This is a genomic window from Tenacibaculum sp. 1B UA, assembly GCF_033978845.1.
Taxonomy (GTDB): domain Bacteria; phylum Bacteroidota; class Bacteroidia; order Flavobacteriales; family Flavobacteriaceae; genus Polaribacter.
On sequence record NZ_JAKVUA010000006.1, the window covers coordinates 57,584 to 80,365 of the forward strand.

Here is a 22,782-nt window from a genome sequence, read left to right on the forward strand (position 1 = left end):
TACGATAGTGAAAATGCTGAAATTCAAAAATATTTTAAACTGTGTGGAGAAATAGACGATGAAATTGTTGTTCCTGATTTGGTTAAAGAACAAAACCTTTGTCCACATCAAGATTTAGTTTTTCTATCCAAACCTGAAGATCAAGAAATTAATTTTATTACTGATTTTAGGCTGAAAATTTCTCAGTTTGTTACTAACATTTTAAAAGATGAAAAATTTATTTCTTTTCTAAAACAGCATAGATTTTATGCTAAAACAGAGGAAAACTTAGAAGAACTCTACAAGTATTCCGACTTCTTTTCTTCAATGCTAATCTTCTTACATGAAGCAGGAGAAACTATTCCTTTTGAAAAACTACGTATATTAGGTTTTGATAAAGATGAAGAGATTGATTTTCCTTCAATTACAAATGAATGGATTCAAATTTTATTTCAACACTTATTGGTAACTGATCGTGAAAACCTTATTGAAGATGAAGTTTATTTAGATTTTTTAGAAAAAAGACTTCGAAAATTGGCAGTTTTCAGTAAAAACAAAGTCAATTTAGTAGGAAATGAACTTTTGTATAAATCACTCAGTAATAGTCCTAGCAAATTAAAAAGTATTACCACCATTGTTCAACAAGAACAACAAAATTTACAGGATGATTTGCGTTGTGTTATTTTATCTGATTATATCAGAAAAGAATACCTAAATTGCTCTTTAACTGAAATAAAAGAAATAAAAAAACTGGGTGTTGTTCCTATTTTTCATCATGTTAGAATAGCTACAAAAAATAAAAATAGTTTAGCAGTTCTTACAGGTAGTTTGGTAATTATTCATAGTAGTAATATTGCAAAGCTTGGTTTAATTGATACTATTGAAAACTACAATTATACTCCTTTAAAATCAGACACTGAATTTGTAATTCTTACAACTAAAAACTCATCTAAACATAGTATTGTTGAAGTCATTACGCAGCTTTTTGAACTCGGACATATTAAAGTGTTAGTGGGAACAAAATCACTATTAGGTGAAGGTTGGGATGCTCCATCTATTAATAGTTTAATTTTAGCTTCTGTTGTAGGGTCATTTGTTACTTCAAATCAAATGCGTGGTCGTGCAATTAGAGTAAACAGTAAAAACCCTAATAAAGTAGGCTTAATTTGGCATTTGGCATGTATTGATATTTCAGATGAGTTGGGAGGACGAGATTTTGAAATTCTTTCACGTCGTTTCGATGCTTTTTTGGGTATTTCTAATGATGAAAAAGCTGTTATTTCTAACGGGATTGAACGTTTACAGCTTCCTGCTAATTTTATTGATGAAGATATTGATAGTTTAAATAAACAAACCTTTGCGCTTTCTGAAAACAGAAATTTGATTGCTAAACAATGGAAAAATGCCGTTAGTCATGGAAAAGGAATTAGCAAAGAACTTACTTTTTATAATGAAAGGAACAAGCAGTTTCCCAAACAGAAAAAGTTATACTATCAAGATATTGTAAAGTACGCGATTGGCGAAATTATTGTTGGTTTATCCTTTTTTATCCCTGAGTTTATCATTAAAAACTTTAACGTACTCTTACAAAAAGGAATTATTTACTTCCTTTTTGCTTTGTCATCAGCTTTGGGATTAACTTTTGGTTACAAAATTTACAAGTCTACACAACTATATCTATACTTCGGATTGATTCATAAGAAAATAGATAAAATGGCATTCGTCATTTTAGAATCTCTTAATGAATTAAATCATTTAACAACTCCTTTAAACAAAATACAAATTCAAACTCAATTATTAGCTAAAGGAAATGTTTCTTGTACTATACATGGAGCAAATAGATATGAGAATACTTTAATTATAAAAGCTTTGAATGAGCTACTCCAACCTATTGATAACCCTAAGTATTTATTGATAAAAACAAATTGGCTTCGTAAAAAATTAAAGCTACATAATTTTTTTTCTGTTCCTGAAATTTTTGGTGTTCGTAAAAAAGAATGCCTAGTTTTTCAATCTTGCTGGAACAAACATCTTGGTAAATCTAAGTTGGTGTATACTCGAACTATGAATGGAAGGAAGCTGTTATTAAAGGCACGTCTTTTCCATATTCACAATGTAAACAATGAATTGACCAAGAAAAATGTTGTTTGGAAGTAGGTTTAGTTATTTACAATTGTATTTTTACGTGAGCAATCACAAGAGTTATTGTAGGGACGGATACAGGTTTAGAGTTGTGAATTGATTTCAAATTGTATTTTTACGTGAGCAATCACAAGTAATGGATGCGATAAGAGGGCATCAAGTAGGTTGTGAATTGATTTCAAATTGTATTTTTACGTGAGCAATCACAAGGGGCTTTTAAATACCCTGTTGAAAGGGTAGGTTGTGAATTGATTTCAAATTGTATTTTTACGTGAGCAATCACAAGACAATGCTTCACAACCTTGTGTTTCTCCTTGTTGTGAATTGATTTCAAATTGTATTTTTACGTGAGCAATCACAAGCTACCGAACCATTAACCACAGCATACAGCGGTTGTGAATTGATTTCAAATTGTATTTTTACGTGAGCAATCACAAGAAATATCCCGATTGAAACCTTCGTTATTTGGTTGTGAATTGATTTCAAATTGTATTTTTACGTGAGCAATCACAAGTAGGGTTAATCGCTTCTCAACCATTACCGCGTTGTGAATTGATTTCAAATTGTATTTTTACGTGAGCAATCACAAGATTAAACATGAAAAGATTATTCTTGACCGAGTTGTGAATTGATTTCAAATTGTATTTTTACGTGAGCAATCACAAGTTTACGCTGTCGTTAATGGTTCCGTGGGTGGTTGTGAATTGATTTCAAATTGTATTTTTACGTGAGCAATCACAAGACTGATAAATAAGAGGAAACCTAGGAACTAGTTGTGAATTGATTTCAAATTGTATTTTTACGTGAGCAATCACAAGAAAGCGGGTGTAGTGAAACTGGAAGTAGTGGTTGTGAATTGATTTCAAATTGTATTTTTACGTGAGCAATCACAAGTCGTTAATGGTTCGGTAGGTGTTAGGGCACGTTGTGAATTGATTTCAAATTGTATTTTTACGTGAGCAATCACAAGTTCCGATTTTTATATCCTTATCAATTAACTGTTGTGAATTGATTTCAAATTGTATTTTTACGTGAGCAATCACAAGATATATGGAAAAGGGCTTACATCCTGACCCGTTGTGAATTGATTTCAAATTGTATTTTTACGTGAGCAATCACAAGTGCTAAATTAGCACTATCTAATGCAACAACGTTGTGAATTGATTTCAAATTGTATTTTTACGTGAGCAATCACAAGATAACGTAACGGTGTTTAACGGACTTTTACGTTGTGAATTGATTTCAAATTGTATTTTTACGTGAGCAATCACAAGGTAAAAACAAGGCGGGTGCTTACATTAGAAGTTGTGAATTGATTTCAAATTGTATTTTTACGTGAGCAATCACAAGCACCATCGTCTAAATCGTGAATCATTATGAGTTGTGAATTGATTTCAAATTGTATTTTTACGTGAGCAATCACAAGAAGAATCTGATAAGGATGAAAAGGATGACAGTTGTGAATTGATTTCAAATTGTATTTTTACGTGAGCAATCACAAGAAAGTAGTAGAACCTTATGAGCGACTTGATGTTGTGAATTGATTTCAAATTGTATTTTTACGTGAGCAATCACAAGATTTATTGCTTGGAAAAGAACAAAACACATGTTGTGAATTGATTTCAAATTGTATTTTTACGTGAGCAATCACAAGGGAAAAAGTACTAAGGCTATGAAGACAGCTGTTGTGAATTGATTTCAAATTGTATTTTTACGTGAGCAATCACAAGGTATGAGCTTGCTGAAGCTTGGAAGTTCTCGTTGTGAATTGATTTCAAATTGTATTTTTACGTGAGCAATCACAAGGTTGCATTGGCAGGTTGTTGATGTTATTGAGTTGTGAATTGATTTCAAATTGTATTTTTACGTGAGCAATCACAAGCAAAGTTAGATTTAAAAGAAAACTTATCTAGTTGTGAATTGATTTCAAATTGTATTTTTACGTGAGCAATCACAAGACGCTAGTGCAGTACCACACACCCAACCAAGTTGTGAATTGATTTCAAATTGTATTTTTACGTGAGCAATCACAAGTATCGAGCATTGAATATCTCTTTTGAGCGGGTTGTGAATTGATTTCAAATTGTATTTTTACGTGAGCAATCACAAGTAAAAAAGTTAATTAGATGTATCAATTATAGTTGTGAATTGATTTCAAATTGTATTTTTACGTGAGCAATCACAAGTTTATGAGATTGAACACCTCTCATTACCCAGTTGTGAATTGATTTCAAATTGTATTTTTACGTGAGCAATCACAAGATACTGTTTGGGAGGCTAAAACGAAAGGTAGTTGTGAATTGATTTCAAATTGTATTTTTACGTGAGCAATCACAAGCTCCAACTCAAGAAGAGATAGAGAGAGCTAGTTGTGAATTGATTTCAAATTGTATTTTTACGTGAGCAATCACAAGAACTTGTTCTAGCTTATCTATAATGTTTCCGTTGTGAATTGATTTCAAATTGTATTTTTACGTGAGCAATCACAAGGTAACTATTTAAAAACCTCCTGTTTTCGGGAGGTTTTTGTATTTTGTAGAAATAGAAAAATTAAAATAATTCTAACTGTTGCACTGGTGTAGGCTTTGGAATTTCTTTTTTACCATGAAAAATTTCCATCATTTCAAATTGCTTATCGGTTATTTCAAACATGCAAATTTTTCCATATTTGGGCAGCATACTTTTTACTCTTTTTGCATGTACTTTACTATTTTCTCTACTCGCACAATGCCGTATGTATATAGAAAATTGGAACATGGTAAAGCCATCATTCAATAATTTTTTTCTAAAGCCACTAGCTGCTTTTCGTTCTGTTTTTGTTTCAGTAGGTAAATCAAATAATACTAGTATCCACATAACTCTGTAAGCATTGTAACGTTCTTGACTCATAATAACTTAGGATATAAAATAGTACGTCTTTCTCCTGTAAAACATTTATACAAACTTGCCGTAGTGGTAGTTACTGCAACCATAAGAGGTCGTTTTTTCTCATCAATTAACACATCTTCAGTAGCCACTTGTAAAAGATGTGTTTTGGCTTGTTTACTTAATTCCTCTTCAAAAGGGTATTTTGTTATATATTCTAAAACTAACTTATCTATAAAGGGGCGATATGGCTCCATAATGTCATCTGCTAAACAATATGGATTGTATTTGTTTTTATGAAAAATACCTTGTGCAGGTAACATACCGCTACTTACTATAGCTCTTGCTACTATACTCCGTAAAACAGCATATCCAAAATTCAAATAATTATTAGGAGCATCTCCAAAACGCTCTCGTTGAAAATCGGTTAAAATATATTTCCAATAATGGTTAGCTGCCTTACCCTCCATATTTGTTTCATCCCCTGAAGTAACTTTTTCTAAATACGTTTGCATAGCTTCAACAGGACTGCTATTATGTTGTAATAATTGTTTCTGATTTTCTATTTTGGCTATAACTGTTTGCTTCCATAATTGTTTTTTTAAAGGGATGGAACTATTTAATTGGTATCGCCAACGTTCGGTAAGTTCAGAGTGTCCTACTAAGGGAAGCATCAATCCGTTAGGTAAATGATGATTGTCACAATGTATTAATGCAACGCCATTTCCCATCAATTGGTTGATAAGTTGGTTAGATATAGTTATTTGATAATGATCTAATAGTAACAAGGCTATATCTTCTATAGGAATTGTTCCTTTTACATCTTTAGTTTCTGGACACTCTACAACTAATTGATTGTGTTTTAGCTTTAAATATGTTGGACTTCCTATATAAATGGTTCTTTTTAACATAGTCTTTCTAATTTTTAACGTTCTACTTTTTCTATTATGCCCAAACGATTAACTTTTAATTTCCAACAAATAGATTTTATCATTTTAGGCTTTCCTTTTTCATCAAGTTCATTTAAATCTTTTAATTGAACCCTTTCGTTTTTATTATTCGATCCATTTTCATTAGAAATTATATTAATTGAATAATATTGAGATACAAAATGACATTCCCCTTTTGTTGCACTTACCATCTTATATACTCTATTAACTTGTTCTTTTGATAAATTAGAAAAATCAACCAAACTAGGAATGTCTTGTTCTTCTTTTGTTGGTACAAAAACCAAATCATTAGGTGATATGAAGAATAAAAATTCTCCTTTTTCTTTATCAATTGGAATTAAAGGTTCGTTAAATGCTTTATTTTTTGCTCTCCATTTTTGCCAATCGATTACTTCTTTTAAAGGAATGGTCTCGTATATTCTTTCTTTTTTACTAGCATTCCAGTAAACCGCAAAAAAGAGGTTAGTACCTTTTGCAGCCTCAACATATTTTTTAGTTTTATTTACGTTTTGCTCATTAGTAGAAACTTGAAATCTACTTCCTTCTTCATAAACCCTAACAGCATGTATTGGTTGGTGTTTTTTACCATTGTTAAATTTTATAATATTTTTATTTAATGCATCAACTCCTTCAGGATTAAACGCCAAATCAAATCGTTCTTTTCCATTCTCATCTATATATTTTTTAACGTGCTTTTCAAGTATTTTTTGAATGCCATAATCTGTAATAGATTCTAATTGTTTTCTGGTAAACGAATCAGATAATTTAACTCTATAAGCTGTGGCGTTTTTCGTCCATTCCCTAACTTCTATTTTATCTATTTTTTTACCATCTTGCTCAATAGGATTCTCTTTTAAATGTTTTACTATTTTCTTTTTATCTGAATCATACAATTTATTTAAAGCTTTTACTTTTTCTCTAATTGTTTTGTTTATTATAAGTTCAGGGTGTTCAATAAAATTTTTAACACTCGAAAGCCTCTTTTTCTTTTCCTTTATATACACCTTCCCATAAACCGTTTCTTTATGTAATGGTTTACGAATTGCTCTATTATCTCCTTTTATTTGTAGAACTAGTTGTTTATTTAGACTTCCTTTTTTATCTTTTACCCATTGCCAAGTTTTATTATTGGTTTTGGTTATTACTCTTGTGTTTTTCTTAAAACTTACAATTGTTTTTTCTAAGCTATATAAAACATCGGTTGTAAAATTTTCCCAAGGTTTTTTATATGAATTAAAAACTTCAATAGTTTCTGTATTTCCATTTCTTTTACGAGCTACTTTTTTAAGATTACATAATTTAGAAACTAGTTTATGATTTTTTCTTTCGGTTTCTAATGAGGTAATGTAATTAATATGATCTCTTGTACAACAAGCAATTACTATTGCATCAAGTGTATGGTGTCTATGGTCTATTCGTTTTTTATTAACTCCAGTTGGTGTAACTAATCTAAAAAATTGTTTACCTATATTATTTCCTTCCCTATCTTTCTGATAATCTAAATATCCATATTGGTTGGAGTTGTTGAGAAGGTTAAGTCGTTCAAAGCGTGGTTGAATCAATTTATTCCATTGCTCATTTAATCCCCAGTCATGTTTGAGCTTTGAAGTGATAGCTCCAGAAACAGAAATAAGATTTTTAGAGGTAGCCTCTTTCTCACCTTCTTCTCTAACAATATTACTAAGTATTCCTTTTATAAACTTAGCTATATACCTACTATCATTTAATTGCCTGTTAATAAACCCTTCAGGTATTTCCTCACTTAATAGATTTTTAAGTTTTGTTCGGTTCTTTTTAAAGTATTGGGTGCAATGATTTTCATACTCACTTAAAGTTAATAATTTTATCCCATGTACTATACTTCCTCCTTTTGCTTTTAAATATTCATAGGCAGTTTTATTACTTTTATCTTCATTAATACTAGCTTCACAAATTACTTTGTTGCTAAATGAATCGTCAAAATAACGTGATTGGGGAATAATATGCTCTATTTGATATTCGTGTGTAAATAACTTACTTATGGAAATTGGTTTGCCCGTATATGGAGAAATATACCCTTGTTCTAACCACAATTTATATCTTTTGATGTCTGTAGCACTAGGGTTAGTATTTTTTTTAATTTTTTCTATTTCATCTTCCTTTACTTTATTATAAGATGCTTGTGGATTTTGTGTAACCCCTTCTTCATATATTTTTAATATTTCTTGATGACTAGGAGAATATGATCGAGCACCATCTTTGTACATTTCTTCTAGTAATAATTTAACTCTATTGTTTGTTTTTTCGTTTTGATTTTGTTTTTGAGAAATGCGTTTACGCTTATCTTTAGAGTTTTTAATATCTCTTCCTAACTCTACATGAATTTCACTAAACTTAAATTCTTTGTCTATACTCAAATTGTAGCGCCAAATGTCTCTAACAGTTCGTAACGTTTCTAAAGCTACTTGTTCTACAATTGGATTTTTTAAACTATGTTGCTTAAACTTTTCGAAATAACTATCAATATCTTTAGGTGTTTTCCATTGCGTAATTAATGAGGCTTCTGAATGCCTTTGGTAAACAGCGTAACATGCTTGGTAAGTATTTAACCCTGTTAATGGATTATCTATAGAATGTTTTAAAAAACTTTTGATAAATTGTTTTGATATAGTATCATCACTAACCAACTCAATAGCTTTATTTAAATTTTCTTCTTGTATATTTTCGAACTTAAGATGTTTGATACGTTCATAAATTTCGGAAACAAAATCTTTTACTTTTTCTGAAATAGTCTTTTCATTCCAATATTTACCTCTACGCATTAAAGGAAGTAATTTTTTTATTGCTTTTCCTGAATAAGCTCCGTAATCTGATGAGTACGGTGGGTGTTTTTTAAATGCCTCAACAAAAGAGTTTTTATCTAATTCTTGTTTCATGGCAAAATTTCCTAAAGCAGTTTCAAACTCTTTTTTATCAGTTACCGAATAAATAATATGCCATAATTGTAGCTCTATTTCTGATGTTAAAAACTTAAAAACGTTGATGTTTCTTACTTTCTTGAGTCGAGTTAAGATACTATTGCGGGTTGGGTTCATCGGATATTTTTTATCAACCACGTAATTCCATCTATATATATCTTTCTCTTTTTTATCAATCTTTTTTAAATCAATAAAATATTTGATGATATTTTTCTGCTCTATTTCTTTTTTATCATTTAAGAAATCGTATAAATCAGCAACATCCTTTTCAGTTGCTAAAAACTGAGAAGTAACATCAATATCTTTTTCTTCTCCTATCTTATAAATTTTTAGATTATGAATAAATTGCCACAATCTAAACTCAATAAAATAAGGGTGTGATTTTGATATGACTTTTAAACCTTGTGTTATTTTCTCACCTTCTTTAATAAATACCCTGTTTTCGTAAGGACAAGAAGCTATATTCGATTTTTTACTTTTTAATGGACGTTGATAAAAAATAATATCGTCCATAAATAAGTAACGAAACATTTCATCTTTCTTTTTGCTGCATATATTATTTTGATGCGCTTCGTTTTTAGAATATAGTTCTTTAACACATTGAATGTAAAGATTCGTGTCTTTTAACTCTGTATGGAATCCTATTTGAGTTTTTAATATTTTTTCCAGTTCTTCTTTATAGTATTTACGCTCAATGGTTTTTATTAATTTTCCATTTACCTTTTGAGATGGATTCTTAAGTAAGAAATCGTAAATAAAAGTCCCTACTGTTTTGTTAGAATTATTAATATCTTGTTCTGTTTTTTTCTTTACAAGATTCCAGTCATCTTCTTTAGGCATTCTAAAACTACGTTTTATATTTCCTTCTTTATCTAGTTTAGGTTTCCCATCCTTTTCTAACTGAGTCGTAACTATAAACTCTTTTACTTTACCAATCCAGCTATCTAATGACTCTTTACTTTGCCTTTTGTAAACAAATCCATTTTCTAACTGCACATTATACCAAACTCCTTTTGTATTTTTATCTTGGGTTTCTTCAATTTCTACAACTTTTAAAGTATAAAACTCTTCATTTTTACCACTGTTTTCTTCTTCTTCACCACGTAGTTGATAATATCCCCTTTTTTGATTAAAATTTAAAAGCAACCAAGCTAGTTCTTCTTTTTCAATCTTTTGAGTTAAGGCTTTTTTACGCAGGTAATAGATCGTCCAATCATAAGGAAGCTTTGTTTCTCTTCCGCTTTTATTTGTGTAAAACAATTGAGGTTGCTCTTTTTTAAATTCAGTAACCATTTCTAAAAATGATTTTTGAAATATAAATTCATCTTTTCCTTCTGGGTTAGGTCTGTAATTTAACTTAATCTCTTGCCCTTTTTTAAATTGACCTAATTGTTTTTTAAAATCAATTGTATTCGCATAATGATCTGGTAAAAACTGAAGAATATTTAGTACTCTATGCAAACGGTCTCTTCTTAAATTATCTCTTTCGTAAAGTCGTCGTACACCTCTGTAAGCTGTTCTGTCTGCTGTTTGAGAAATTGATTGCCCAGTACCAAAATTATTCATAGTTCCTTTATCCATCGGAATAATTCGCACGCCATTATCTATAACTTTTCCTTCTTTTTTTTCAAAATCGCTTTCTACCAACGCCCAACCAATTGAGTTGGTACCTAAATCTAAACCTAGAATTTTTTTAGTCATTTTATTTCGCTTTTTTATACTAGTTCACAACACAAGAGTGAACTTATGATACAATATTTTTATCTTTAAGAGGAAGAAGTCGCAATTGCTTCATTAAGAAACGAATTACTTAATGATTTAAAAATAAGTAAAAAAAAGTTATTCGATATACGACAATCCGTAATCGACTAATTTAAAAAGGTGTATATTAGCAGTACAATTTTGAAATCAATTCACAATAAGGATTATTCCGTTGTGAAAACATTTAAGCTGCCTCGACTTTCAATTCGGGGCTTTTTTATGTTTGTATATTTCATGAATTCCTGTCTAAAAAAAATGTGAATCAAAACATTTAAAAAGCAAAAATATTTTGTTGCTTTCTGTATACGAGAGTATCTTCAAAATAAAAAAGACAAAACTAATTTGTTTTGCCTTCTTCTTTATTCGTTTTGGTTTTAAACTACACCCAGTTTTTAGGTTTAGTCAACACCTCTAATAATTTTGCTTCTTCAGAACCTTCTTCTGGATGATGATTGTATTTCCATTGTACAGTTGGTGGTAAACTCATTAAAATACTTTCGATACGCCCATTAGTTTTTAAACCAAATAAGGTTCCTCTATCGTGTACTAAATTAAACTCAACATAGCGACCTCTACGCACTTCTTGCCAATCTTTATGTTCTTGAGTATACGTTATATCTTTTCTTCTCTCTACAATCGGCATATACGAGTTTAAAAAGCTGTTTCCTACTTCGGTAACAAAATCATATCGATCTTGTATAGAGAACTCTTCTGTTTCTTTTAAATAGTCAAAGAACAAACCTCCTAAACCGCGTGCTTCATTTCGATGAGTATTCCAAAAATAGTTGTCACAGGTCTCTTTAAATTTCGGATAAAACTCTGAATCGTGTTTATCACAAGCTTCTTTACAAACACTATGAAAATGTACTGCGTCTTCTTCAAATAAATAATACGGAGTTAAATCTTGTCCACCACCAAACCATTGTGTAACTATGTTTCCTTCTCCATCATACATTTCAAAATATCGCCAGTTAGCGTGTACGGTTGGTACAAACGGATTCTTTGGATGTATTACTAAACTTAATCCGCAAGCAAAAAAATCTCCACTTTCTACACCAAACTGCTTTCTTAATGCTCCTGGTAACTCACCAAAAACTTTAGATATATTTACGCCGCCTTTTTCAAAAATATTCCCATTTTCAATCACACGAGTTCTACCTCCTCCACCTTCAGCACGTTCCCATAAATCTTCTTGAAACTTGGCTTTACCGTCAATAGCTTCTAATGTTGATGTTATGGTATCTTGTAATTCTTGGATATAGGCGTAAAATTGTTCTTTCATGTGTTTGTTTCTGTTGAAGTGCAAAAGTACTTATTTTGGTAATTTTTTAAGCTGTATTTTCTTAATAGTTTCTGTAGTTGCTGCAGTTACAGATAATGGTAATACGAGGATTACTCCAAGTATAGGAATTAATAAAAATAGCATAAATACAATTCCGTTTCCTATTGCTAATCCTTTATTCTCTTTTACAAAACTGATACTTTCTCTGTATTTAAAATGACGTTCAAGCGTATAATCCATATTTCCGAAACCTGCGTAATAAGCTTGCATTAAAAACAACAATATGGTTGAAATAATACCTATTACCGGAATAAACCCTAGTAATAAAATAGGAATTGTAAACAATAACTCTCTTGTTAAATTTCTAAGGTTTATTCGTATTCCTCTTATTAGCTGCTCTTGAAAAGAAGTAATTCTGTGTGTATGATCTTCCCCTCTTAAATGATCTTCCCCTCTTAAATGGTCTTCTATTTTTTCTGAAACTGGACTCATAAAAGGTGCAGATAGCGCCATTACAATATGTTTATATAACACTAATCCAATTACTACAATTAGTAGTCCACTTATAAAAGTACTAATTACCTCAAAAGCTTCTTTTCCAAACTCCCACTTCCAAAAATTAGCTACGTAGTGCCCAATATTATCGGAGAATGTATACGCCATAAAACCAACAAATGTTGCTGTTAACATGCTTATAAACATCGGAATAATAAAATATTTCCATAATCTTAATTTTGAAATCATTCCAAAAGCCCCAAAATAGGCTTTAACTCCTTTTATAATATTTTGTATCATATCTTTTTTTGTGAAAATAAAAAACCTCTTTCAATAAAGAAAGAGGTCTATGAAATATTGTTGAATCAATTTATTTTAAAATTGGTGCTAAAAAATCTTCAAAATTCTTTGTGTTGATTTCATTGACTTTATCCCAACTTACTTCTTTGGTGGGTGTTGCAGCCCCTCTTTTAATATTAACAAATTGTTTGTCTTTACTAATTAAATAAGCTGTTGGATAATCTAATTTGTGAACAAAACCACTGATATCTAAATATCCTTTTTGAACTTTATCGATATCTCTCGCAGGAACTAACTTAATTCTCTTGTCTAGTTTTTCAGCCATTCTTTTAACTTTAGCTTCCTTGTCCCAGAAAATCATAACAAACTCCAATTGGTCATTATATTTTTCAACCATTTTGTTTAAAGCTGGTACATCTCCCCAACAAGGAGCTGACCAAGTTGCGTTAGCTATCAACACAATTGGCTTGTTAATTTTGTCTGTACTTACCGTTTTACTATCCATTGTAGTAAAGTTATAATTTAATAAATAAGAGCCTTTAATGCACTTATCAATCAAACCTTCGGTGTTTTCTTCTACACAATTGTTTACTGCAAAATTGTAATACGTTTTATTTTGTGCGAAAATAACAGTTGTTAAAAAACACATCAAAACAAAAGATAATTTCTTCATTTTTAATTATTTAAAGGGGGTTATCTATCGGCTTTATACTCTTTAACCGCATCTATAAATGCCTTTGCATTCTCTAGCGGAATATTTGGTAAAATTCCGTGCCCCAAGTTAACAATATATTTGTCTTTACCAAACTCATTTATCATTTGGTGTACCATCTTTTTTATTTCCGCTGGTGGAGACAACAATCTTGAAGGATCAAAGTTACCTTGTAAGGTAATATTTCCTCCTGTTAAATAGCGTGCATTTCTAGCAGAACACGTCCAATCTACTCCTAGAGCTGAGGCATTTGATTGTGCCATTTCATGTAAGGCAAACCAACATCCTTTACCAAAAGCAATAACTGGAGCATCATCTTTTAATGCCTCTATTATTTGATTCATGTATTGCCATGAAAACTCTTGATAATCGGTTGGAGATAACATTCCTCCCCAAGAATCAAAAACTTGTACAGCATTTACACCTGCTTTTACCTTTTCTTTTAAATAAGCAATTGTGGTATCTGTTATCTTCTGAAGCAATTCGTGTGCCAAAACTGGTTGCGTGAAACAAAATTCTTTCGCTTTATCAAAATTCTTAGACCCTTGACCTTGTACAACGTAACATAAAATTGTCCATGGTGACCCCGCAAAACCTATTAGTGGAATTTCATCATTCAATTTTTCTTTGGTTGCTTTAATAGCGTCCATTACGTAGCCTAATTCTTCGTTTACATCAGGAATAATTACGCTATCCAACCCTTTTTTATCTCTTACTGGGTTTGGTAAATAAGGTCCAAAATTAGGTTTCATTTCCACTTCAATATTCATTGCTTGTGGAATTACTAAAATGTCTGAGAATAATATTGCAGCATCCATTCCGTATCTACGAATTGGTTGTACTGTAATTTCTGATGCTAATTCTGGAGTTCTACAACGTGTAAAGAAGTCGTACTTTTCACGAATTTCCATAAACTCTGGTAAGTATCTCCCTGCTTGACGCATCATCCATACTGGTGGACGATCAACTGTTTCTCCTTTTAAAGCTCTTAAAAATAAATCGTTTTTTATCATATTATAGCTGTTGGCTATTAGCTATTAGCTATTAGCTTTTATTTTGTTTATTAATGAATTTATCATCTTAGCTTCTTTTTCTAACATTTTAAAGATAAGTTTTAATTCTTCTGAAGAAACAAAACCTAACCCTTCTACTATTACAAGTTGGGTTTCTACTTCAAAAAGTGATCCCATAGAAATCTCTAAAAATCTTTTAAATTCAATCTCACTATTTCTACTAGCTCCTTCAGCAATATTAGAAGGTATAGAAACAGCTGCTCTTGTTATTTGACTTTTTAATCCAAACTTTTCTTCAGAAGGTAATTTTTCTGAAAGACTGTAAACTTGTTTTACAATCTCAATTCCTTCCCTCCAAATATCTAAGTTTCTGAAATTTCTCATCTTTTTCACACTAGTTCTTGTATTCAACTAAAGGCTAATAGCCAAAAACTAACAACTAAGAGCTACCTTCTCCATCGACTTATCAATTGCGTTAGCGATCTTTTGAATATCTTTTTCTGTTAATGCTGATGATAAGAACCAAGCTTCAAACTGACTTGGAGGTAAAAACACTCCATTTTTAGTCATTTCCCAGAAAAAAGTAGCATATTTCTTCGTATCAGAAGTTTGTGCTTCTTTAAAATTGGTTACAGTAACGTCTGTAAAAAATGGATTGATCATCGAACCAAATTGGTTCACGGTAATTTCTACTCCATGCTTTTTTGCTGATTCTAACAAGAAAACTTCAATAATTTGAGCAATCTCATTAAACTTTTCATACGGATTTTGTTTCTTTAATTCTGTTAAAGTTGAAATTCCCGCCGCCATGGCAATTGGATTCCCTGACAAAGTTCCTGCTTGATACATTCCTCCTAAAGGAGCTACTGTTTCCATAATTTCATTACGTGCACCATACGCACCTACTGGAAATCCACCTCCAATTACTTTTCCTAAACAAGTAATATCAGCTTCTACATCTAACACTTCTTGTGCTCCTCCAAATTTAGAACGGAAACCTGTCATTACCTCATCAATAATCAACAAAGCCCCTTTAGAATTTACATATTCTTTTAGTTCTTTTAAAAAGCCATCTTGCGGAGTTACGACTCCCATATTTCCTGCAACAGGTTCTAAAATTACCCCTGCAATATCATCGTGTGCTTCAAAATGTGCTTTTACACTTTCTAAATCGTTATAGTTGGCAATCAACGTGTTTTTTACTGCTCCTTCAGGCACACCTTTACTTCCTGGTAAACTCAAAGTAGCTAAACCTGATCCTGCTGCTACCAACAAAGCATCTTGATGCCCGTGATAACAGCCAGCAAACTTTATAATTTTATCTTTTCCTGTATATGCTCTCGCTAAACGGATTCCGCTTAATACTGCTTCTGTACCAGAATTCACAAAACGAACTTTGTCCATTCCTGGGAAAGCATCACAAACAATTTTTGCTAATTTAATTTCACCTTTTGTTGATGCTCCAAAAGAATATCCTTTTTTCAAAGCTTTTCTAATAGCTTTTTCTACTTTTTTATGACGGTGTCCTAAAATCATTGGACCATAAGACAATACTAAATCGATGTATGAATTATTATCTACATCAGTAATCTTACTTCCTTTCGCTTTTTTTATAAATAAAGGATTTCCTCCTACGGATTCAAACGCACGTACTGGAGAGTTTACCGCTCCAACTAAGTTTACTAGTCCTTCATTATATAACTCTTGTGATTTTTTAAACATTTTATTTGGCTTTTGGCTATTGGTTTTTAGCTATTAGCAAATTGCCAACAACTAATAACTAACAGCTATTTATTTAAAACTCTAGCTGCTTCTTTGGCAAAATAGGTTATGATAATATCTGCTCCTGCTCTTTTCATTGATAAAAGGCTTTCCATCATTACTTTTTCACCATCAATCCATCCTTTTTCAGCAGCAGCTTTTACCATTGAATATTCTCCGCTTACATTATAGCAAGCGATTGGTCTATCAAAATTATTTTTTAAATCTCTGATGATGTCTAAATACGATAAGGCTGGTTTTACCATTAAAATGTCTGCTCCCTCTTCATCGTCAAAAGTTGCCTCACGTAACCCTTCATCTCTATTAGAAGGATCCATTTGATAGGTTCTTCTATCTCCAAATGATGGTGCTGAATCTACCGCTTCTCTAAAAGGCCCGTAAAAACCTGAAGCATATTTTACAGAATATCCCATGATAGGCAAGTTTGCATAACCTGTATTATCTAATGATTCACGCATCATAGCTATGGCACCATCCATCATTCCTGATGGTGCTACCATATCTGCTCCTGCCTTCGCATGTGAAACTGTTTGTTTTGCTAAGTTCACTAACGTCGCATCGTTATCTACATCGTTATCATGTATTACACCACAGTGACCGTGTGATGTGTACTCACAAAAGCATACATCGGTAATTACATATAAACTTGGATAGTTCTTTTTTATAAATCGGATAGCTTGTTGCATAATTCCGTTATCATTCCAAGTTTCGGTACCTTCAACATCTTTTTTAGATGGGATTCCAAATAATAAAACTGCTGGTATTTTTAACGCTACAACCTCATCTAATTCTTTAGAAATGGTGTCTAATGAATAACGATTAATTCCTGGCATTGAAGGTATTTCAGTTTCAATACCTGTTCCTTCTTCAATAAATAAAGGATATATAAAGTCATCTACCGATAATTTGGTTTCTCTTACCAATCGACGGATGTTTTCAGTTTTTCTTAACCTGCGTGTTCTAAACATAGTTTATTCTTTTACAAAGTGAAGGTTTACCAACTCTAGTACACTTTCTACTGTTGGTAATTTCGCTATTTGTACTTCTTTAAAATGTTTTTTTGCTTCGTTTGCAGTACTATCTCCAATACAAAAGGCTATTTTATCAGCAGTGTTTTTTTCCATATAGCTTTCAACTGTTGATGGACTATAAAACAACACTCCGTTTACTTTTTCATCAACTTTTACAGGACTATACATGGTTTTATATACTTCTACTTCATTTACAACAACTCCATTTGCCTTTAAAAGTATTGGGAGTGTGTCTAGACGTAAATCACTACAGAAATACGTTACTTCTTGACCTTTTAATTCTTTTGATAAGTAGTCAGACAGTCTTTTCGCATTTCTTTCTGAATGTGTTACTTTTCCTATACGTTGCTCGATTAACTTTTTTGTTCTTCGACCAACACAATAAATATTTTTAAATTGTAATTCATCTGAAGTAAATGAATTTAGAATTGCTTCTACACCATTTTTACTAGTAATAATTACATTTTCAATTTCTTTTTTAATTACTTTAGGGGCAATTCTATTAAAACGGATTTTTATAAAATCGCTATCATTCACACTCATGTGTGTTGGTAATAATTTTTTCTGTACTTCTGATAATTTTTTAGTCGAATAGATTGAAAACTCTTTTTCAATCCCTTCATCTTCCATCATAATTAGCTTTCCTCCTTTGTCAATCACATAATTAGCACAATCTTTTGCTACATATTTATGCTTTCCTACTTTTACCTTTTTACTAACTTCAATTTTCTTTTTACCGTCTCTACTTAGTAAAACTCCTTTAAAGTTAATTTCTTCTTCTTTCTCATTTATAAAAGCTAATGCTCCAATTGGCGCTGTACAACCACCTTCTAAACGGTTTAAGAACTCACGTTCAATCCCTGTACAAGTTTCTGTGTCTTTATCGTTTAACTCAGCACAAATTTCTTTGATTTCTTCGTCCTTATCTAACGCTGTAATCATTATTGCTCCTTGTGCTGGTGCAGGAATCATCCATGTTAGGTTTACCGCTCCTTGTGGTCGTAAGCCTACACGTTCTAAACCAGCTGCTGCGAAAACAGCTCCGTTCCAATCGTTATCTTCTAACTTTTGTAAACGTGTATTTACATTTCCGCGTAAACCTTCTACTGTATGAGTTGGATAACGATTTAACCACTGCGCTTTTCTTCGTAAACTACCTGTAGCAATCACTCCATTAGGTTGCGCCATAAACTCTTCGTTATCTTTTAACAACAAAATGTCGTTGTAGTTAGCACGTTTTAAAACTGCCGCTTGAATAATGTCTTCTGGCAATACCGTAGGAACATCTTTCATAGAATGTACCGCAATATCAATATCACCATTTAACATGGCTATATCTAAATTTTTAGTAAAAATCCCTGTGATTCCTAATTCGTAAAGAGGTTTATCTAAAACTAAATCACCCGTTGCTTTAACGGGGATTAATTGAGTTTGATGACCTAATTCTTCTAAAAGTTTTTGAACTTTTTTTGCTTGCCACATAGCCAATTGGCTATCGCGTGTACCTATTCTAATTATCTTCTGCATGGGTGGATTGTAAATTTGCTCCGAACACTTTAGCCATTACTTCAATACTTGTATTTACTGAAGTTTCTTCGTCTTTTAAATGTTTTACAAATTGTGTAGTTATTTTCTGTATAAACCTTGATGTTAATATTTCTGCTTGTTCTTCATCAAAATTTTTAATTTTTTTCTTGTGAAAAGCTATTTCTCCTTGTTGAATGCTTTGTAATGATTCTTTTAAAGCGGTAATTGCTGGTGTAAATCTTCTGTGGTTTAACCATTCTTGAAACTCATGATTATGAGTCTCAATAATTGCTTCGGCAAGAGGTACCTCTTGCTGACGTATCGCTAAAGTTTCGTCTGTTATTTTTGAAAGGTCATCTACATTAACCATCGTGACGCTCTCTAAGTTTACAACTTCTTTTGACACATTTGCTGGCATTGATAAATCTAAAATCAACAAGTCTTTATCAGTCGGAACATGTTCTTTTGTTATAGTAGGAAAACTAGCTCCTGTAGAAACAATTAACACATCACTGTTTTGAACCTCCTCAGCTAAATTTGCATACGACGCTTTTCTTATCGAATTATGGTCTTTTACAAATTCCTCTGTTTTTTCTTCCGTTCTATTAATTAAGCTTACCGATTTATTTTGTGTGTACTCCGCTAGATTTTTACAGGTGTGTTTTCCCATTTTACCTAAACCAAATACTAAAACATTTTTCGAGTTGTAATCTGGTAAGTTATTAATTAAGTACTGAACAGCTGCATATGATACTGAAGTGGTACCTGAACTTAACTTCGTTTCGTTCTTAACTCGCTTACTTGCTTGCATTACATGGTTTAGTAAGCGCTCGAAATATGCATTTGTAGTTCCTACTTCTTTAGCTTGCTTAAATGCCTGACGTAACTGCCCTACTATTTCGTAATCTCCTAAAATCTGGCTATCCAACCCTGTTCCCATTCTAAACAAGTGGTTAATAGCTTCTTTATTTTTATATACGTTTGATACGTTTGCAAATTCTTCTACCGAACCATTTGAGTATTTACACAACATACTTATTAGCTGAAAAGGATGTTCTGCAAAGCCACAAATTTCAGTTCTATTACAAGTAGACAACACAAAAATACCGTCTATTCCTTTTTGTTTTGCTTCTTCTAAAAGTTGTATTTGATTTTCTTTAGAAATACTAAATTTCCCCCTAATCGCAGCATCAGCTTTTTTATAACTAACGCCTATGTTGTATAAATTACTATGATGTTTATTTTCTACTGTCATTGAGTCTTCTTCAAAAAGTCGGTCAAAAATATAAATATTGAACAAAAAAAAGTATCGCTAAAAGAACTTTTAATGTCGTTATTCGTTTTTTCGCTTAAAAACACCTTAAAAACTTACACAAAAGTGTATTTTTGCAGTAAAATAGACTAGGAGAAACATTTTATTTTAGAATCATTCTAAATAGATAGATTTATACAAACCACTGAATCCATGTCAAAAAACATCGCAGAAAGTACATTTAGAGAAGTTCCCATTGAACAAGGTTTTTTCGTACTAAAATTCCAAAATAACTCTGACGAAACAGAGTTTTTTAAAAGAGATATTAACAACTCTTACATACAACTACATTACTGTGTTAAAGGCAATTGCAAATTTCATTTTAACAACAACAGTTATACTTTTAATGTTTTAGACAAGCATTCAATATTCCTATACAATCCCCAACAAGATTTACCAATTAACTTAGAAATATTACCAAAAACCTCTTTGGTATCTGTATTGATATCAATCGAAAAATTCCATACTTTTTTTTCTAAAGAGGCTAGTTACATTCCTTTTTTAAGTGAGAACAATAAAAACAAAAAGTATTACGACAATGCAGAAATAAACGCTAATGTTTTATTAGTCCTTCAACAAATTTTAACGGCTAAAAACCAAAGTTCTATGCGAGACCTTTATATAAAAGGAAAAACATATGAACTCCTAAGTTTACATTTTGATAGTGGCGAAAACACCAATGAAGAGTATTGCCCTTTTTTAGTTGATGACCGAGAAGTTTTAAAGATTAGAAAAGCAAAAGATATTATCATTTCTAGAATGAGTGAACCGCCTAGTCTGCAAGATTTAGCCAATGAAGTAGGTTTAAACTTAAAAAAGTTAAAAGAAGGGTTCAAACAAATTTATGGCGATACTGTTTATAGCTTTTTATTTGATTATAAAATGGATCATGCTCGTAAACTACTAGAAACCAATCAATATAATGTAAATGAAGTTGGTTTACAAGTAGGATACAGCACCTCTAGTCACTTTATTTCCGCCTTCAAAAAGAAGTTTGGCACTACACCTAAACAATATGTAATGAGTTTACAACAGTAGACAGTAGACAGTAGACAGTAGACAGTAGACAGTAGACAGTAGACAGTAGACAAAATAAAAAACCTGGAAACTTACAAAATGAAACAACTTACCCATTACGATATAGAAAACAACCAACAAGAATTTCCTATAACTATTGTATGTGATGCGATCCGTACTCCTGAAAATATAGGTATGTGTTTTCGTATTTCTGAAAGTTTTGGAGTATCCAAAATCTATTTACACGAAAGTTCACCCACTATAGACAATAGAATTGTTAAGAAAACAGCTCGAAACACTATTCAGCAAATACCATATGATACTTATGGGAATTTTGAACAACTTATCCATCAATTAAAAGAAGAAGGAAATACTATTATTGGCATTGAAATTACCGATGAAAGCATAAATATTAGCGATTATGATTTCAGCCCACATTCTAAAATTGTGTTACTTTTGGGCAGCGAAAGAAATGGTATAGAAAACGTTAACTTAGTAGATGCAACAGTCGCTATACCAATGTATGGGCGTAACTCTAGCATGAATGTAATTCATAGTTTAGCTATTGCTCTATACGAAACAACAAACCAATTAAATAAAAATATTCTGAAATAAATTCAGCCAAAATATGAAAGGAGTTTTATTAGTAAACCTTGGATCACCAAAAAGCACCAACCCTAAAGATGTAAAAAAATACTTAGGGGAGTTTTTAATGGATGAGCGTGTTATTGACGTTCCTTATTGGTTACGTACTTTTATTGTGAAAGGCATTATTTTAAATACACGACCAAAAAAATCGGCAGAAGCCTATCAAAAAATTTGGTGGAAAGAAGGTTCTCCTTTAATTGTATTATCAGAACGTTTACAAAACAAAGTACAAACAAAAACAGAACTACCTATTGCTTTGGCAATGCGCTATGGAAATCCATCAATTAAAAGTGGTTTACAAGAATTACATGACAAGGGTGTTACAGATGTTTTATTAGTTCCGTTATATCCTCAGTTTGCCATGGCAACTACTGAGACTATTTTGGTATTAGCTGAAGAATTAAGAAAAGAGTTCTTCCCTGGTATGAAAATTACCGATGTACCTGCTTTTTACAACAAACCAGAATACATTACAGCACTATCTAATAGCATAAAAGATTATTTGTCTGACAAAGATTACGATCATATTTTATTCTCGTATCATGGAGTTCCAGAACGTCACATCAGAAAATCTGACATTACAAAATCGCACTGTAATCCTGAAGCAGGAAATTTAAGTTGTTGTAATACTCCTTCTGAAGCTCATAAATATTGCTACCGTCATCAATGTTATCAAACTACCAAAAATGTCATTTCTGAATTAGGGTTAGACGAAAATAAAGTTTCTACCTCATTCCAATCACGTTTAGGTGTTGATCCTTGGCTACAACCATATACCGATAGAACAATTGTTAATAAAGCTGAAAAAGACGGCATTAAAAAATTAGCTATTGTAACTCCCGCTTTTGTTTCTGATTGTTTAGAGACTTTAGAGGAGATAGCTATGGAAGGTAAACATGAATTTTTAGAAGCAGGCGGTGAAGAATTTTACACTGTTCCTTGTATTAATGATAATGACGAGTGGGTGGATGTTTTAGCAGGATGGATTAACGATTTCAATAAGAATTAA

At 31.6% G+C, this 22,782-nt stretch carries 15 protein-coding genes and 1 CRISPR repeat array; of the genes, 3 read left to right on the plus strand and 12 right to left on the minus strand.

The features are described 5' to 3' along the window. The first annotated feature begins 2,133 nt into the window (after positions 1–2,133). Positions 2,134–4,611: direct repeats of the CRISPR family, unit length 46 nt; unit sequence GTTGTGAATTGATTTCAAATTGTATTTTTACGTGAGCAATCACAAG. A 60-nt stretch (positions 4,612–4,671) separates the two neighbouring features. The 12 genes from cas2 to hemA form a co-directional block, all read right to left on the minus strand. After that, the gene (gene cas2, locus MK851_RS06755; protein WP_320242591.1) at positions 4,672–5,010 is read right to left on the minus strand and encodes a CRISPR-associated endonuclease Cas2; all 339 of its coding nucleotides are present in this window, start codon (positions 5,008–5,010) and stop codon (positions 4,672–4,674) included. Continuing rightward, positions 5,007–5,897, minus strand: coding sequence for a type II CRISPR-associated endonuclease Cas1 (gene cas1, locus MK851_RS06760; protein ID WP_320242593.1), 891 nt, complete (start codon positions 5,895–5,897; stop codon positions 5,007–5,009). Before cas1 ends, cas2 begins: the two co-directional genes overlap by 4 nt. A gap of 14 nt (positions 5,898–5,911) precedes the next feature. Next, positions 5,912–10,594 (minus strand): type II CRISPR RNA-guided endonuclease Cas9, encoded by a 4,683-nt coding sequence (gene cas9 / locus MK851_RS06765; protein WP_320242595.1) that lies wholly within the window; start codon positions 10,592–10,594, stop codon positions 5,912–5,914. Positions 10,595–11,033: 439 nt separating this feature from the next. After that, entirely contained in the window at positions 11,034–11,936 is a 903-nt protein-coding gene (gene hemF, locus MK851_RS06770) for an oxygen-dependent coproporphyrinogen oxidase (RefSeq protein ID WP_320242597.1), read from the minus strand. A 30-nt stretch (positions 11,937–11,966) separates the two neighbouring features. Then, positions 11,967–12,731 carry an EI24 domain-containing protein gene (locus MK851_RS06775; RefSeq protein WP_320242599.1) on the minus strand — a complete coding sequence of 255 codons (765 nt, stop codon included), beginning with the start codon at positions 12,729–12,731 and terminating at the stop codon, positions 11,967–11,969. Between the two features lie 70 nt (positions 12,732–12,801). Further along, the gene (locus MK851_RS06780) at positions 12,802–13,404 is read right to left on the minus strand and encodes a TlpA family protein disulfide reductase (protein ID WP_115901209.1); all 603 of its coding nucleotides are present in this window, start codon (positions 13,402–13,404) and stop codon (positions 12,802–12,804) included. Positions 13,405–13,424: 20 nt separating this feature from the next. Then, positions 13,425–14,456 carry a uroporphyrinogen decarboxylase gene (gene hemE, locus MK851_RS06785; RefSeq protein WP_303506414.1) on the minus strand — a complete coding sequence of 344 codons (1,032 nt, stop codon included), beginning with the start codon at positions 14,454–14,456 and terminating at the stop codon, positions 13,425–13,427. Positions 14,457–14,480: 24 nt separating this feature from the next. Further along, positions 14,481–14,840, minus strand: a complete 360-nt coding sequence (locus MK851_RS06790) for a four helix bundle protein (RefSeq protein ID WP_303506412.1) — start codon at positions 14,838–14,840, stop codon at positions 14,481–14,483. A 48-nt stretch (positions 14,841–14,888) separates the two neighbouring features. Beyond that, a complete protein-coding gene (hemL, locus tag MK851_RS06795; protein WP_320242604.1) occupies positions 14,889–16,178 on the minus strand; it encodes a glutamate-1-semialdehyde 2,1-aminomutase in 1,290 nt (429 codons plus the stop codon). Positions 16,179–16,243: 65 nt separating this feature from the next. After that, the gene (gene hemB, locus MK851_RS06800) at positions 16,244–17,206 is read right to left on the minus strand and encodes a porphobilinogen synthase (RefSeq protein WP_303506408.1); all 963 of its coding nucleotides are present in this window, start codon (positions 17,204–17,206) and stop codon (positions 16,244–16,246) included. 3 nt (positions 17,207–17,209) lie between these two features. After that, the gene (hemC, locus tag MK851_RS06805; RefSeq protein WP_320242606.1) at positions 17,210–18,796 is read right to left on the minus strand and encodes a hydroxymethylbilane synthase; all 1,587 of its coding nucleotides are present in this window, start codon (positions 18,794–18,796) and stop codon (positions 17,210–17,212) included. Further along, positions 18,780–20,051, minus strand: a complete 1,272-nt coding sequence (gene hemA / locus MK851_RS06810) for a glutamyl-tRNA reductase (RefSeq protein WP_320242608.1) — start codon at positions 20,049–20,051, stop codon at positions 18,780–18,782. Before hemA ends, hemC begins: the two co-directional genes overlap by 17 nt. Positions 20,052–20,261: 210 nt before the next feature. On the opposite strand from hemA, the gene MK851_RS06815 reads away from it, so the two are divergent. The 3 genes from MK851_RS06815 to hemH all read left to right on the plus strand — a co-directional run bounded on the left by MK851_RS06815 (position 20,262) and on the right by hemH (position 22,782). Further along, positions 20,262–21,146, plus strand: coding sequence for a helix-turn-helix transcriptional regulator (locus MK851_RS06815; RefSeq protein WP_303506400.1), 885 nt, complete (start codon positions 20,262–20,264; stop codon positions 21,144–21,146). A 78-nt stretch (positions 21,147–21,224) separates the two neighbouring features. Continuing rightward, positions 21,225–21,740, plus strand: coding sequence for a TrmH family RNA methyltransferase (locus MK851_RS06820; protein WP_303506398.1), 516 nt, complete (start codon positions 21,225–21,227; stop codon positions 21,738–21,740). Positions 21,741–21,753: 13 nt separating this feature from the next. Next, a complete protein-coding gene (gene hemH, locus MK851_RS06825) occupies positions 21,754–22,782 on the plus strand; it encodes a ferrochelatase (protein ID WP_320242611.1) in 1,029 nt (342 codons plus the stop codon).

Coding starts and splice junctions, on each gene's coding strand:
- hemL (WP_320242604.1), bottom strand. CDS start 16,178: ATGTTTAAAAAATCACAAGAGTTATATAATGAAGGACTAGTAAACTTA.
- hemH (WP_320242611.1), top strand. CDS start 21,754: ATGAAAGGAGTTTTATTAGTAAACCTTGGATCACCAAAAAGCACCAAC.
- MK851_RS06780 (WP_115901209.1), bottom strand. CDS start 13,404: ATGAAGAAATTATCTTTTGTTTTGATGTGTTTTTTAACAACTGTTATT.
- cas1 (WP_320242593.1), bottom strand. CDS start 5,897: ATGTTAAAAAGAACCATTTATATAGGAAGTCCAACATATTTAAAGCTA.
- cas2 (WP_320242591.1), bottom strand. CDS start 5,010: ATGAGTCAAGAACGTTACAATGCTTACAGAGTTATGTGGATACTAGTA.
- hemE (WP_303506414.1), bottom strand. CDS start 14,456: ATGATAAAAAACGATTTATTTTTAAGAGCTTTAAAAGGAGAAACAGTT.
- hemA (WP_320242608.1), bottom strand. CDS start 20,051: ATGACAGTAGAAAATAAACATCATAGTAATTTATACAACATAGGCGTT.
- hemC (WP_320242606.1), bottom strand. CDS start 18,796: ATGCAGAAGATAATTAGAATAGGTACACGCGATAGCCAATTGGCTATG.
- MK851_RS06790 (WP_303506412.1), bottom strand. CDS start 14,840: ATGAGAAATTTCAGAAACTTAGATATTTGGAGGGAAGGAATTGAGATT.
- cas9 (WP_320242595.1), bottom strand. CDS start 10,594: ATGACTAAAAAAATTCTAGGTTTAGATTTAGGTACCAACTCAATTGGT.
- MK851_RS06820 (WP_303506398.1), top strand. CDS start 21,225: ATGAAACAACTTACCCATTACGATATAGAAAACAACCAACAAGAATTT.
- MK851_RS06815 (WP_303506400.1), top strand. CDS start 20,262: ATGTCAAAAAACATCGCAGAAAGTACATTTAGAGAAGTTCCCATTGAA.
- MK851_RS06775 (WP_320242599.1), bottom strand. CDS start 12,731: ATGATACAAAATATTATAAAAGGAGTTAAAGCCTATTTTGGGGCTTTT.
- hemF (WP_320242597.1), bottom strand. CDS start 11,936: ATGAAAGAACAATTTTACGCCTATATCCAAGAATTACAAGATACCATA.
- hemB (WP_303506408.1), bottom strand. CDS start 17,206: ATGTTTAGAACACGCAGGTTAAGAAAAACTGAAAACATCCGTCGATTG.